The sequence below is a fragment of the Arthrobacter flavus genome, from assembly GCF_039526005.1.
In the GTDB taxonomy this organism is placed as follows: Bacteria; Actinomycetota; Actinomycetes; order Actinomycetales; family Micrococcaceae; genus Arthrobacter_D; species Arthrobacter_D flavus.
In genome coordinates this window covers 1-12,753 of sequence record NZ_BAAAIJ010000019.1, presented here as the reverse complement: position 1 = coordinate 12,753, position 12,753 = coordinate 1, and the positions used below count along the sequence as shown (strand labels likewise).

Below are 12,753 nucleotides of genomic sequence, written 5' to 3'. Positions count from 1 at the left end.
CCCCGCGCGGCCGTAACGGGCTAGGCGGTCTCGATCACCATCAGGAGGTCTCCGCCCTGGACCTGGGAGACGGCGTCGACGGCGATCCGCTTGACCGTGCCGGCCACTGGTGAGGTGATTCCGGCTTCCATCTTCATCGCTTCGATCGTGGCGATCGTCGCACCCTGCTCGATGGTGTCGCCCTCGGCAACGGTGACGGTGACAGCACCGGCGAACGGCGCAGCGATCTGGCCCGGCGTCGATTTGTCGGCCTTCTCCGCCGCCTTGACGTCGCTGTGGATGCTGCGGTCACGCACAACGACGGGCCGCATCTGCCCGTTCAGCGTGCACATCACCGTGCGCATGCCCTTCTCATCCGGATCGGACACCGCGCTGAGGGTAGCGATGAGGCGGACACCCTTTTCGAGCGGGATGACGTGCTCACTGCCCTGCTGCAGCCCATACAGGTAGTCGCGGGTGTCCAGGACGGAGACGTCACCATAGGTTTCCCGGGTGGCCAGGAAATCCTTCGTGGGGCCCGCGAACAGCAGCCGGTTCAAGGTGGCGCGCCGCAGCTTCGAATCCCCGGCCAGCCCTTCCTGATCCTCGGCACTGAGTTCGGTGTCCCGAACCTTGACCTCGCGACCCTGCAGCGCCTTGGTCCGGAAGGGCTCCGGCCACCCGCCGGGAGGATCCCCGAGCTCCCCACTCAAAAAACCGATGACGGAATCGGGAATGTCGTAGTTTTGCGGGTTCTGCTCAAAGTCGGCGGGGTCAACGTTGGTCCCCACCAACTGCAGTGCCAGGTCCCCCACCACCTTCGACGACGGCGTGACCTTCACCAGCCGCCCGAGCATCCGGTCAGCCGCGGTGTACATGTCCTCGATAGCTTCAAACCGTTCCCCCAAGCCCAGGGCGATGGCCTGCTGGCGAAGATTGGAGAGTTGACCCCCCGGAATCTCATGCCGGTAGACCCGCCCGGTAGGACCGGGCAACCCCGACTCGAACGGGGCATACACGCGGCGGACCGCTTCCCAGTAAGGTTCCAGCGAGCAGACATCCGCCAGGGAAATCCCGGTATCCCGTTCGGTGTTGGCCAACGCCGCGACGAGGGCCGACGCCGAGGGCTGGCTGGTGGTCCCTGCCAGGGAGGCGCTGGCCACGTCGACGGCGTCCACTCCCGCGTCGACGGCGGCGAGCAGGGTGGCTAGCTGGCCGCCGGCGGTGTCGTGGGTGTGGAGGTGAACGGGCAGGTCGAAACGCTCACGCAGGGCAGTGACCAGCTGGGCCGCCGCTGCGGGGCGCAGCAGGCCCGCCATGTCCTTGATCGCCAGGATATGCGCGCCAGCATCGACCATCCGCTGCGCCAACTCAAGGTAATACTCCAGCGTGTAGAGCTTCTCCTCGGGGTCAAGCATGTTCGAGGTGTAGCACAGGCCAACCTCGGCCACCGCGGTGCCGGTGGCCCGGACCGCGCGGATCGCCGGTTCCATCTGGGAGACATCGTTCAGTGCGTCGAAAATCCTGAAAATATCAATCCCGGTCTCGGCTGCCTCCTTCACGAAAGCTTCAGTGACTTCCTCGGGGTACGGGGTGTAACCGACCGTGTTACGGCCCCGCAGCAACATCTGCAGACAGATGTTGGGCAGCTCCTTACGCAGCGCTGCGAGACGCTCCCAGGGTTCCTCGCCAAGGAACCGCAGCGCGACGTCGTAGGTGGCCCCACCCCACGCCTCGACCGATAGTAACTGGGGTGTCCTACGGGACACGGCGTCGCCCGCCGCTACGAGGTCGCGGGTACGGACCCGGGTAGCGAGCAGCGACTGGTGCGCGTCGCGGAACGTGGTGTCCGTGACAGCCACCGCTCTCTGGGCACGAAGCTCAGCGGCGAACTTCTCAGGTCCGAGTTCCTGCAGCCGCTGCCGCGACCCCGGCCCGGGAGCTGCCTCCCCCTCACCGGCAACGGGAAGCTTCTCAGCGGGGTCAATCTCCACCAGCCGCTCACCATGGGGCTTATTCACTGTCACATCCGCCAGCCACGTCAGCAACTTCGTCCCCCGGTCCGCGGAGACCCTGGCGGTGAGCAGCTCGGGGCGTTCGTCGATGAAGTTCGTCGCGACGTCCCCGGCGATGAAGTCCGGATCGTCCAGGACGGCCTGCAGGAAGGAAATGTTGGTCGACACGCCCCGGACCCGGAATTCGGCCAAGGCACGCCGGGCCCGAGTCACCGCCGACTTATGATCCCGGCCACGACAGGTCAGTTTCACCAACATCGAATCGAAATGAGGGCTAATCTCAGCGCCAGCGTAAACGGTACCGCCATCGAGGCGCACCCCCGCGCCGCCAGCGGACCGGTACGCGGTGATCTGTCCGACGTCGGGCCGGAAACCATTAGCCGGATCCTCGGTGGTGATGCGGCTCTGCAGGGCAGCACCCCGGACGTGGACGCTGTCCTGGCTCAAGCCCAGGTCAGCGAGGGACTCACCAGCCGCGATGCGCAGCTGCGCCTGCACCAGGTCAACATCAGTAATTTCCTCGGTGACCGTGTGCTCCACCTGGATCCGGGGGTTCATTTCGATGAAGACGTGCTGGCCGGCCCGCTCACCCACTGTGTCGACGAGGAACTCGACCGTGCCCGCATTAACGTACCCCAGGGCCGTGGCAAACGCGACGGCGTCGCGGTGCAACGCCTGCCGGATACCCTCATCAAGGTTCGGCGCCGGAGCAATCTCAATAACCTTCTGGTGCCGGCGCTGGATCGAGCAGTCACGCTCAAACAGGTGCATCACATTGCCCTGGGCATCAGCGAGGATCTGCACCTCGATGTGGCGCGGCCGGAGCACCGCCTGTTCCAGGAACATGGTCGGATCGCCGAACGCGGAATCGGCTTCCCGCATGGCCGCCTCGAGCGCCTCCGGCAACGCCTCCCGCTTGTCCACCCGGCGCATCCCGCGCCCACCGCCACCAGCAACCGCCTTGGCGAAGATGGGGAACCCGATCTCGTCGGCCGCGGCAATCAGCTCATCCAGGTCCGCGCTCGGCTGGGACGACTTCAGAACCGGGATGCCAGCCTTGCGGGCAGCTTCCAGCGCGTGGACCTTGTTACCCGCCAGCTCCAGCACATCCGCAGGCGGTCCGACAAAAGTGATACCAGCCTCTTCGGCGGCCCGGGCAAGTCCCGGGTTTTCCGAGAGGAAACCGTACCCGGGGTAGATGGCGTCACACCCGGACTCCTTGGCGACACGCACAATCTCCTCGACGTCCAGGTAAGCGCGGACCGGATGGCCCTCCTCACCAATGAGATAAGCCTCGTCGGCCTTCTGCCGGTGAATCGAATTGCGGTCCTCGTAGGGAAACACAGCAACCGTCTTCGCCCCGACCTCGAAACCAGCCCTAAAGGCACGGATGGCAATCTCGCCACGGTTAGCTACCAGAATCTTCGAAAACATTGCTCTCCTGCGTCCGTGCATCTCACCAATGGATACGTGTGGCCGTGTCCTGCATCTCGGCAATCTTCACCCTACCGCGCTGTGACGTCGACCTCTTAACGTTTCTCAACATCTGGCCGGCGCCCCCGGTACTGCGGACTTCGGAACCCCTACCGCTCACCTATGATGGAACGGTAGGTCGACCGCCTCTAATGCGGACCTGACCAAATCCAGACGAAACAGGGGCCGCCGGCTCAGACTGCGGCCCAGGGTTCCCGCTGGCGCGGCGTCCGGCAGCCGCGCACACGAGATGTTAGGTATTGGTTCAACAAGTGCAAGTAGTAAGCATCAGCAGCCTCAAGGGCGGTGTCGGCAAGACGTCCGTGACTCTCGGATTGGCCTCGGCAGCGCTTGCCGCTGGAATTCCGACTCTGGTCGTTGACCTGGACCCGCATGCTGACGCCACCACCGGTCTGGGTGTCAGATCAGCCGATCAACTCGACATCGGCCGCCTGCTGAAGATTGCACGTCGCGGCGATCTTGGAGCCAACGTGGTGCCCAGCGGTTGGGTGGCATCGGCCATCCGGCACAACCCGCCGTTGTCGGGGAAGCCACCCGTTCTCGACGTCGCGGTGGGCTCCGCCTACTCGGGTATCTACGACCGACCAGACCTGGGACGGCGGGATCTGCGACGACTCGCCACCCTGTTGTCGCGTCTGGAGGGCTATGGATTGGTCCTCATTGACTGCCCGCCCTCGCTCAACGGGCTGACCCGGATGGCGTGGACCGCCAGCAATCGGGTGCTGCTGGTTGCCGAACCTGGCCTGTTCTCGGTGGCAGGCACAGAGCGCACCATGCGCGCTATCGAGCTGTTTAGACGTGAATTCGCGCCGAATCTGTCCACGGCAGGAATTGTTGCCAACCGGGTACGTCCCGGTTCGAACGAGCACACGTTCCGGCTTGCGGAAATGCGCCAGATGTTTGGTGACCTCCTGTTGAGTCCCACCATTACTGAGCAGGCGAATTGGCAGCAGATTCAGGGCGCCGCCCACTCGGTGCATCATTGGCCAGGCGAGTCGGCGCGCAATGCCGCCGGCTACTTTGATGAGTTGCTGAAGAATCTGGTGGATTCCGGCCGGCTGAGGAGCCGGGTGGCCCGACGCGCCTAAGGGTTCGAGGGGGCCTCGCCCACTTCATGGGGGCCTCGCCTGGTTGATGGGCCTAACTTAGCCCTAGCTGATCTTGCGGGTGGCGCGGCGCTTGCTGAGTTCATCGTCGGGGAAGTCCTGATCGGCGGCGTGTTCGCTGGGGAGGGCCGCGAGGCTGCCTTCCACCTCACGCCAGACCTTGCCGACGGCGATGCCAAACACGCCTTGGCCGCCCTGGACCAGGTCGATGACTTCTTCAGCCGAGGTGCATTCGTACACACTGGCGCCGTCGCTCATCAGCGTGATCTGGGCGAGATCCTCGACCCCGCGTTCGCGAAGGTGCTCGATGGCGGCGCGGATCTGCTGGAGGGAGACACCCGTGTCGAGTAGTCGTTTGACGACCTTCAGCACCAGAATGTCCCGGAAACCGTACAGTCGCTGGGTGCCGGAGCCGGAAGCGCCTCGGACTGCTGGTTCTACCAGACCGGTCCGGGCCCAGTAGTCGAGCTGGCGGTAGGTGATGCCGGCCGCTTTGCAGGCGGTAGGCCCGCGGTAGCCAGCGTCTTCATCAAGGACGGGGAGGTCTTCGGTGAACAGTAGGCCTTGCGCACTGGCCGGGATTCCGGATCCGGACGCAACAGCGTTGGAACCCGTACCGGCGTCGCCCTTGGGACTCACGTGCTGCCTCCTCGTTCTATAACCGTGGGAATACCTGGACGGTCGGCACTAGGCGCACACCGGATTCTCAGGGTTTACTCTCAAGTCTGCCTTGAGTTCATGGGTTGTGCAATGAAACCGTATGCTTCGACGTTAGATCCCCGGGCACCCCAGGTCAAAGATGCAGGGCATAAAGACTTTGGCGTGTCGGAACCCTAGCGTTCAAAATCCTCGGGTTCAACGTCGGCGAGGAACTCGCGGAACTGGCGCAATTCCCGTTCAGCGTTAACTGGGGGCTCCGCCGGGGCGTCGTCGTCGTCAGCTGCCTCGGTGATCTCCACTCCCGCCTCGTCCATGACTGAGGCGGCGCAGAAGATGGGGCAGGGCACGCGGAGGGCGACCGCGATGGCGTCGGAGGCGCGCGAGCTCACTGCCGTGCCGTCGTCGAACACCAACTCTGCGTGAAAAACGGTGTCTTCGACTGAGATCAGCCGGACCTGGCTGATCTCACGGCCGAGTGCTTTGACCACGCTCACGAGGAGGTCGTGCGTCATGGGCCGGGGCGGCACGATGCCCTGCTGAACGAAGGCGATGGCGCTGGCCTCCGGGGCGCCAATCCAGATCGGGATGTGGCGTTCCCCAGTGGTTTCTTTGAGCAGCACCAGAGGCTGGTTTGAAGGCAGCTCGATTCGGACTCCGACGACTTCTACTTCAAGCATTGCGGCCCCTAGCTATCCATGCGGGAAATGTGGCCCTGTACCAACGCTGTGTGTAGGTTCAGGCAGAGCTCGCTGATTTCGCGGGCCATTTCGGCGGCACGTGCCTTGGAGGCCACATCCCGCCGGGAAGCAACGGGTGTCACAACCCGCTCAACGAGGCCCAGTTCGCGATCAGCTGCGGCGCGGAAGGGGCGAAGGTGCCGGGGTTCGATCCCATGGCCCTCCAGTAAGACGCAGGCCCGGGTAACACGGAGGGCATGCTCGTCGAAGCGGCCGTCGACCGGGGCGATCAGGCCGAAGCCCACCAGATCGAGCACCAGGGCATGCCTGGCTCCGGCCTCGGCCGTCAGGGTTTCGAGGGTCAGGGATCGAGTGTGGGAGTGCAGGTCGCGGGACATCTGGTCTGAGACCATCCGCGGGGACAGGGTCATCCCGCCAGGCAGCGATTCCGGCTTCTCGCCTCGGTCGATCGCGTCCACATAGTCCTTGATGACCTTCAGCGGCAGGTACTGATCCCGCTGCAACGCCAGGACAAAGCGGAGTCGCTCCACATCATGTGGCGCGTACTTCCGGTAACCAGCCCTGGTTCGCTGTGGGGAAATCAGCCCCTTTTCCTCAAGGAACCTGATTTTTGACGCAGTGATCTGCGGGAAGTCCCCGGACAGTTCGGTAAGGACCTCGCCGATATTGAGCACATTGCCGTGGACTCGTTCTGGAGCGAGTCCTACGGTGCGCCGGGCTGGCTGGGGTGAGGGCATGCAGCGGGACCTAGTCCTGTCCGAGAGGCTGGACTGGGGCCTGCTGAGGCGTTGCTGTCTGAGCGCTGTAGAAGGTCAGGCGGAATTTGCCGATCTGGATTTCGTTGCCGCTGCGCAACGCAACCTTGTCCACCCGGTCGTTGTTGACGTAGGTGCCGTTCAGGCTACGGGTATCCATCACCGTAAAACCGGTGTCAGTCCGCTCAAACTGGGCGTGCTTGCGGGACACTGTCACGTCGTCAAGGAAAATATCGGCGTTGGGGTGGCGTCCGGCCGTGGTCACGTCCTGGTCCAGGAGGAAGCGGGCACCAGAATTGGGGCCGGTATGAGCCACGAGCAAAGCCGAAGTGCTGGGCAGAGCGGTGACGGCCGCCTGCTCCTCGGGGGATAGCTTTGGATCCACGGCTGTAGGTGCCAGCGCTGGTATTCCAATAGTGGTGGTCTCCGGCGACGGTGCCTGGTTCTCTGTACCGCCATACGTGGCTGCGTTCTCGTTGCCAACCATGGTGTTCCTCCCCAAAATATGTGGCCAACCAGTCAAACGACCGATTGGCCACCGTGTCCTTGCAACGGTGATCTTGCCTAGCTGTGCCGGACGAACCGGTCCCCCTAGCCTACCTGCTGTGAGTAATCCGATGAACTCAGAAGGTCATCCACAACTGATGGATCGGCGACCTTGATTTCAAGCAGCCACCCCTCACCGTAGGGATCGGAGTTGATGAGCGCGGGATTGTCCTCCAGCGCCTCGTTTCGGGCCACCACCTCACCGGTCACCGGCGCGTAAATGTCACTGACGCTCTTGGTGGATTCCACCTCGCCGACGACGTCGGCCGCGGTGACCGGCGAGCCGGCCTCCGGCATCTGCACGTAAACGACGTCGCCCAGGGCGTCCTGCGCGAAGTCGGTGATGCCGACGCGGACCACCCCGTCGTTGCTTGGAGGGGTCACCCATTCGTGCTCAGGCGTGTAATGAAGGTTATCTGGAACGTTGCTCATGGGCAGCCTTTCGTCGTACTCCGGTGTGACTGGCGCGACGTCCACTGGATGCCACTGATCGAGTATAGGCATAGTGCTTGGACGATGGGCAGGGGGACTATCCTCAGCTCCCCGACTGAGGAAAGATCAACTCATGACCGATCTCCCCTTCCCCGTTCAGCCCATGCTAGCCAAAGCCGTCAGCGCTGTGCCCGAGCCCGACAGCGTGGCCGGCGGCCTGCTCTACGAACCGAAGTGGGACGGGTTCCGAGCCATCATTCACCGGGATGGCGACGCCCTTGACATCGGTAGCCGCGGTTCGAAGCTGCTCACCCGGTACTTTCCGGAACTGGTCGAGGCGCTGAAGATTTCCCTTCCGGAGCGCTGCGTGGTCGACGGCGAGATCGTGGTCCGCACCGGTTCCCCCGGTCATGAGCGGCTGGATTGGGAGGCACTGTCGCAGCGCATCCACCCCGCGGAGAGCCGGGTCAGACTGCTGGCGGAGGAAACACCCGCCTCGTTCGTCGCCTTCGACCTGCTCGCAGCCGGGTCGCATGATCTGATGAGCTCCCCTTTCGCCGAACGTCGGGCCGCCCTGGAGGGCATCGCTGATGCGTTCGCTGCGCCAATTCACCTCTCGCAAACCACCGACGACGTCGAACTCGCCCGCCGCTGGCTGGTCGAGTTCGAGGGAGCCGGGCTCGACGGAGTGGTCGCCAAGCCGCTGGACGCCGGATATGAGCCAGGCAAGCGCCGCATGCTCAAGATCAAGCACCACCGCTCGGCCGACGTCGTCGTTCTCGGCTATCGGGTGCACACCAGTGGGGCCGGGGTCGGGTCTTTACTGCTGGGACTGTATGACGACGGGGAGCTACGCAATGTGGGCGGGGCCTCAGCATTCACCAATCAGCGGCGGCTGGAGCTGGTGGATGAGCTGGCCTCCGACGTTGTGCGTGATGCTTCTGGTGAGCCGATCCGTGGGGAAACCGATCGGAGCCGGTTCGCTTCCGGCAAGGATGTGTCCTTTGTGCGACTGCACCCGCGGCGGGTGATGGAGGTGCGGTATGACCAGATGGAGGGATCGCGCTTCCGTCACACGGCCCAGTTTTCCCGGTGGCGGCCGGATCGCGACCCCGAGTCTTGCACCTTCGACCAGCTGGAAGTCCCGGTGGCCTACGACCTGAGCCAGGTCCTCGCCTAGAGAATACGGCCCGAGAACCTACTTGTCCTTCTTGGCCCGGCTGGGCTGGACGCGGGACGGCTCCCCCGGCATCTTCGGGTAGTCCGGCGGGAAGGGCAGCTCGCCGAGACCGGAGTCAAGGTCGCGCTGCCACCAGCCAAGGAGCTCGTCAATGGTGCCGGGCTTTTCATGGAAGCTCGCCCACGGATCGCCGATGGTTGCCAGCCGCTCGGGCACCGTGAGGACGGTGAAGTTCTTCGGGTCGGCATTCTCCAGCTCATCCCACTCAATCGGGCAGGAGACCGGCGCATGGGCCAGGGCCCGCGGACTGTAGGCACCGGCGATGGTGCGATCCCGGTTGGCTTGATTGAAGTCGACAAACACTTTTTCTCCGCGCTCTTCTTTCCACCAGGCGGTGGTGACGGCGTCGGGCATGCGGCGTTCCAGTTCCCGGGCCGCGGCGATCACCGCATGACGGACGTCGAGGAACTCCCGGACCGGCTCGATCGGGGCAAAGACGTGGAGTCCGCGGTTACCGGAGGTCTTGATGAAGGCGGTGAGTCCGGCCTCCTCAAGCACAGCGCGGAGCTCGACCGCGGCGGGGATGGCGTCGTCGAAATCAGTGCCCGGCTGCGGATCCAGGTCGATCCGCAACTGGTCAGGGTTGTCGGAGTTCTCGGCCCGGGACGGCCAGGGGTGAAAGACGATGGTGTTCATTTGGGCTGCCCAGACAGCGGCGGCAGGTTCATCGATGACCAGTTGGGGGTGGGACCGGGCGCTCGGATAGATCACAGGCACCGAGCGGATGTACTCGGGCGCACCCTTGGGCGGATTCTTGGAGAAGAACTGTTCACCGTCGATTCCGTCCTTGAACCGCTGCAGGGCCAGGGGCCGGTCGCCGTTGGCAGCGACGAAAGCCTCCCCCACCGCGACCAGGTACTTGGCCAGGTCAAGCTTGGTGATGCCCAGATCGGGCCATAGCACGCGGCTGGGACTGGAGATCCGCACCTCGCGGGTGCCGTGGGGTCCATCGACGGACAGGACTGTTGCCTCGGATGCCATGGGTCCAACATACTCCCGGGCCCGCCGGTTGTCTGGGACGAGCCGGTAGCGGGATTTCCCGCTGGCCTCAAGCAGGTCATTCTGTCGTCGCCCGAACGTATCCTAGGGCGCATGGCTCACAAGTTCCACGGCTACGGTTGGGGTGCTCTCGCGCCTGGCAACGGCGGTGGACCCCTCCACTCGAGATCACGGCGCCTGATCCGCAAGCCATTCACGCCCCCGAAAAGGCAATTCCATTATGGGCCGAGCTCACCTACCCAGACGGTCACCGTAAGGCCGCCAAAGCGTTCACCAAGGCGTGGAGCAGGTCCGCCGTGAGAATCCAGTGGGTTGAGCACAGCCTGGCACGGTATAACTGGCTGGCTCTGGGGCAGGTTGGCCGTCGTCGTCTGTCCACTAGGTGATCCGGGCACAAAGGGCCCGCCAATACCTGCTAGAGCGCTGGTTGACGGGCTTCCGTCTGTTGGGATGACAGGATTTGAACCTGCGACCCCTTGCCCCCCAAGCGTCCAAAAAGCCTGGCTTTCGCCGAAAAACCGCGTAATTCCGAGGCTCAGATCATGCAGAACACGTCACGCTATGAATGGTTCGCATTATTCTGGTGCCCTTCTGGTCCCCGATCGCCCACTGGCTCGTTTGACGCCGTCTATTGTGAGGACCGCCGCACATACCGTTTCCCTCCGCCCATAGAGACTGACAGGCGGATGAATGTCTCGGCATCGATTGAGGCGGTGACCGGTGCCAGTGCAATTAGATGCCAGCGACGAGTCCGCGGGCAACACCCCTCAGCCATCGCCAGCGCATCTCGCCTCCGCTCGACAAAGTTTGTGAGAGGTCGCTCGTCTGAAATGAGAACTGGCCCGGGTGGCCCTCTCGCGGCCTCACCTCGATGACCGGCGGGCCGGCGGCATCCGAAGGAATCGCTGCGCGGCTCACTGGCTAGTTAGTTCGTAAATCAGCGCAGTGCCCTCGGCCTGCTCGTCCTTTTCAGGGGCAACTACCTCGAAGTCAACCGGACTGCTTCGGCCACTCCACGACCACCAAGTGACTTGGTCGTGCGGAAACGAAATACCGACTCGAGCGGCGGCCGACGACAACGCGTTCGAGTCATGTGGTTCGGACAATCGCCCGAGCCCGTCTATTTTCCGCCGAGCGGCCACCAGCCCCAATATTCGAAGATCGGCACAAGCATTGAACCGAGAGCGATCGTTAGAGTAGCGGTGGCGAGCAACACGTTGGTCCGAAATTGATCGCGCTGAGTTGCCGCGTTGTCTTCGAGTTCACGCTTTTGGAGTTCTGTGAGTTCGAGTTGACTGACCACAAGTTCCCGCTCTCGGGAAAGCGCATCAAGCTCTCGCTTCTCGTCGACCGAAGGGGAATCTGACTGGTCTAGCTCCGTGATACGTGCAGTGAGCTTGTCCACTGAGGCAGCTTGCTGAACCGCCATCCGGTCATACGCAGCGATGGTTTCGGTCGCAGCACCCTTCAAGGTTTTCTCATGAACACGGTTTATCCGTTCAGCGTTACCTCCCGAGCGGACCGCTTCGTTCCAGCTCCGGTAAGCGCCTCGGACGGCGGGCGCCGAAGGACGCGGACGACCAGCCCGGTTTTCGGAGGCTAGCCATTGTTCGAATGCCGCGTAGGTGGTGCCCCGACCGCTGACCCCAGTCTCCTTTAAGAAGTCGGTTACGGTCTGCTCATAATCCTCTGCTGTGTATTTGGCTTGTCCCATCCCCTTCGGCGTCGCCGACGTGTCCAGCCCGAGTGAACGCAAAGCATCAGACCACCCGCCCTCTCCCAAACGCTTCGCCACGGTCTGACTCGTAGGCGGCCACGGAACTCGACCCTTTCCGCGCTCTATACCGTGGTCGGCTAGGAATTTGGATCGCAACCGGTCGTATCGATCATGGGAAATAGAAATTGTCGAGTCGCTGGCAATCGCATCCCTAGCCGCAGCAATCAACTGCAGTACTTCGGTCGTGTGACCGACGCCGTCCTGGGTGTTTGCGAATACTTCGGCAACTCCCTCAACCACAAGCTGATCGAGCTCCAGAAGGGACGAGACGCCGCTCTGGGCGATACCTCGATCCAGTGCGATCAGGTATAGAACTCCGGCCTCTATCATTTCTTGTTCAAGGAGCGGGTCACTTTTCGACTTGTCAAATGTCTGACCGGCACGCTCGACGAGGAGTGAGATCGCGGCGCCGTCTACAGACGGAAACATCACAGCAAGTCGTCGCTCCACCTGCTCGCGCGTCAATCCACGGGAGGCGAGTGCGCTCAAGCCATCTCCCAGTTCAGCAGCCATCGCCGCCACATTCTCCTCAACGAGAGCAGTTTTCGCTATAGCGCGGGCTTCTCGCGCTTCTTCAGCAGAAGCTCCGCCCACTTTGTTCACGATTTGCCGTACTCGCTCACGGGTTATGCCCAGCGGCGCAGCTATTGCTTCGAGCGTCGCTCCCGCCTTGTACTGCTCGACGATTCCATGGTCGCGCTCGGACGCCATTCTTGCACTCCTAAAAGAAAATCGATGTTACCGGAAAATTTGTCAGCTTCGCGATCGGGGCAGGTCCTCAACGGTGCCGGCATTACAACCGAGGGTCACATACGAAGCAGCCCTCGCCTAACAAGGTCGTTGTAGATTTGTTCGACCTAGAGGAATACGTGGGGCGACCGTGTTTTGCCGATCGCTGGCAGCTTGCTGGAGTCGAAGGGCGGGCGCGTTACGGAGCCGGTGGTGATGTGGCTGAGTACTAAACCGAAGACTAGCCTCGATTTTTCATCGGAGGTCTTGGCCGGGTGTTTGAGGGCGGTGGGCAGGGGCCGCGGGTGCTGGTTTGGTTTTGG

General features: G+C 63.1%; 11 protein-coding genes. 2 read left to right on the top strand and 9 right to left on the bottom strand.

Annotated elements, in window-relative coordinates; genetic code table 11:
• Positions 1 to 20: 20 nt before the first annotated feature.
• Positions 21 to 3,428 carry a pyruvate carboxylase gene (locus ABD059_RS05770; RefSeq protein WP_343878411.1) on the bottom strand — a complete coding sequence of 1,136 codons (3,408 nt, stop codon included), beginning with the start codon at positions 3,426 to 3,428 and terminating at the stop codon, positions 21 to 23.
• A gap of 311 nt (positions 3,429 to 3,739) precedes the next feature.
• On the opposite strand from ABD059_RS05770, the gene ABD059_RS05765 reads away from it, so the two are divergent.
• A complete protein-coding gene (locus tag ABD059_RS05765; RefSeq protein WP_343878410.1) occupies positions 3,740 to 4,576 on the top strand; it encodes a ParA family protein in 837 nt (278 codons plus the stop codon).
• Positions 4,577 to 4,639: 63 nt separating this feature from the next.
• On the opposite strand, the gene ABD059_RS05760 is transcribed toward ABD059_RS05765, so the two are convergent.
• From ABD059_RS05760 to gcvH, 5 genes are all read right to left on the bottom strand, one after another.
• On the bottom strand, positions 4,640 to 5,233 hold the full coding sequence (locus tag ABD059_RS05760; RefSeq protein WP_019481370.1) for a MerR family transcriptional regulator: 594 nt from the start codon (positions 5,231 to 5,233) through the stop codon (positions 4,640 to 4,642).
• A 194-nt stretch (positions 5,234 to 5,427) separates the two neighbouring features.
• Positions 5,428 to 5,931 (bottom strand): bifunctional nuclease family protein, encoded by a 504-nt coding sequence (locus ABD059_RS05755; RefSeq protein ID WP_343878409.1) that lies wholly within the window; start codon positions 5,929 to 5,931, stop codon positions 5,428 to 5,430.
• Positions 5,932 to 5,939: 8 nt separating this feature from the next.
• The gene (ftsR, locus tag ABD059_RS05750; RefSeq protein WP_019481372.1) at positions 5,940 to 6,689 is read right to left on the bottom strand and encodes a transcriptional regulator FtsR; all 750 of its coding nucleotides are present in this window, start codon (positions 6,687 to 6,689) and stop codon (positions 5,940 to 5,942) included.
• 10 nt (positions 6,690 to 6,699) lie between these two features.
• Positions 6,700 to 7,194 (bottom strand): FHA domain-containing protein, encoded by a 495-nt coding sequence (locus ABD059_RS05745; protein WP_343878408.1) that lies wholly within the window; start codon positions 7,192 to 7,194, stop codon positions 6,700 to 6,702.
• A gap of 104 nt (positions 7,195 to 7,298) precedes the next feature.
• Positions 7,299 to 7,685: a glycine cleavage system protein GcvH gene (gene gcvH, locus ABD059_RS05740; RefSeq protein WP_343878407.1), complete on the bottom strand. Its 387-nt coding sequence runs from the start codon at positions 7,683 to 7,685 to the stop codon at positions 7,299 to 7,301.
• 133 nt (positions 7,686 to 7,818) lie between these two features.
• Here gcvH and ABD059_RS05735 point away from each other — a divergent pair, with 133 nt between their 5' ends.
• Positions 7,819 to 8,865 carry an ATP-dependent DNA ligase gene (locus ABD059_RS05735; RefSeq protein WP_343878406.1) on the top strand — a complete coding sequence of 349 codons (1,047 nt, stop codon included), beginning with the start codon at positions 7,819 to 7,821 and terminating at the stop codon, positions 8,863 to 8,865.
• Between the two features lie 18 nt (positions 8,866 to 8,883).
• Here the strand turns inward: ABD059_RS05735 and ligD are convergent, their stop codons facing one another.
• The 3 genes from ligD to ABD059_RS05720 all read right to left on the bottom strand — a co-directional run.
• Entirely contained in the window at positions 8,884 to 9,906 is a 1,023-nt protein-coding gene (gene ligD, locus ABD059_RS05730) for a non-homologous end-joining DNA ligase (protein WP_343878405.1), read from the bottom strand.
• A gap of 1,138 nt (positions 9,907 to 11,044) precedes the next feature.
• The gene (locus ABD059_RS05725) at positions 11,045 to 12,412 is read right to left on the bottom strand and encodes a hypothetical protein (RefSeq protein ID WP_343878404.1); all 1,368 of its coding nucleotides are present in this window, start codon (positions 12,410 to 12,412) and stop codon (positions 11,045 to 11,047) included.
• 146 nt (positions 12,413 to 12,558) lie between these two features.
• Positions 12,559 to 12,753: hypothetical protein (locus ABD059_RS05720; RefSeq protein ID WP_343878403.1), on the bottom strand; the 195-nt coding region annotated here is incomplete at its 5' end.

Coding starts and splice junctions, on each gene's coding strand:
- ABD059_RS05770 (WP_343878411.1), bottom strand. CDS start 3,428: ATGTTTTCGAAGATTCTGGTAGCTAACCGTGGCGAGATTGCCATCCGT.
- ABD059_RS05755 (WP_343878409.1), bottom strand. CDS start 5,931: ATGCTTGAAGTAGAAGTCGTCGGAGTCCGAATCGAGCTGCCTTCAAAC.
- ftsR (WP_019481372.1), bottom strand. CDS start 6,689: ATGCCCTCACCCCAGCCAGCCCGGCGCACCGTAGGACTCGCTCCAGAA.
- ABD059_RS05745 (WP_343878408.1), bottom strand. CDS start 7,194: ATGGTTGGCAACGAGAACGCAGCCACGTATGGCGGTACAGAGAACCAG.
- gcvH (WP_343878407.1), bottom strand. CDS start 7,685: ATGAGCAACGTTCCAGATAACCTTCATTACACGCCTGAGCACGAATGG.
- ABD059_RS05735 (WP_343878406.1), top strand. CDS start 7,819: ATGACCGATCTCCCCTTCCCCGTTCAGCCCATGCTAGCCAAAGCCGTC.
- ligD (WP_343878405.1), bottom strand. CDS start 9,906: ATGGCATCCGAGGCAACAGTCCTGTCCGTCGATGGACCCCACGGCACC.
- ABD059_RS05725 (WP_343878404.1), bottom strand. CDS start 12,412: ATGGCGTCCGAGCGCGACCATGGAATCGTCGAGCAGTACAAGGCGGGA.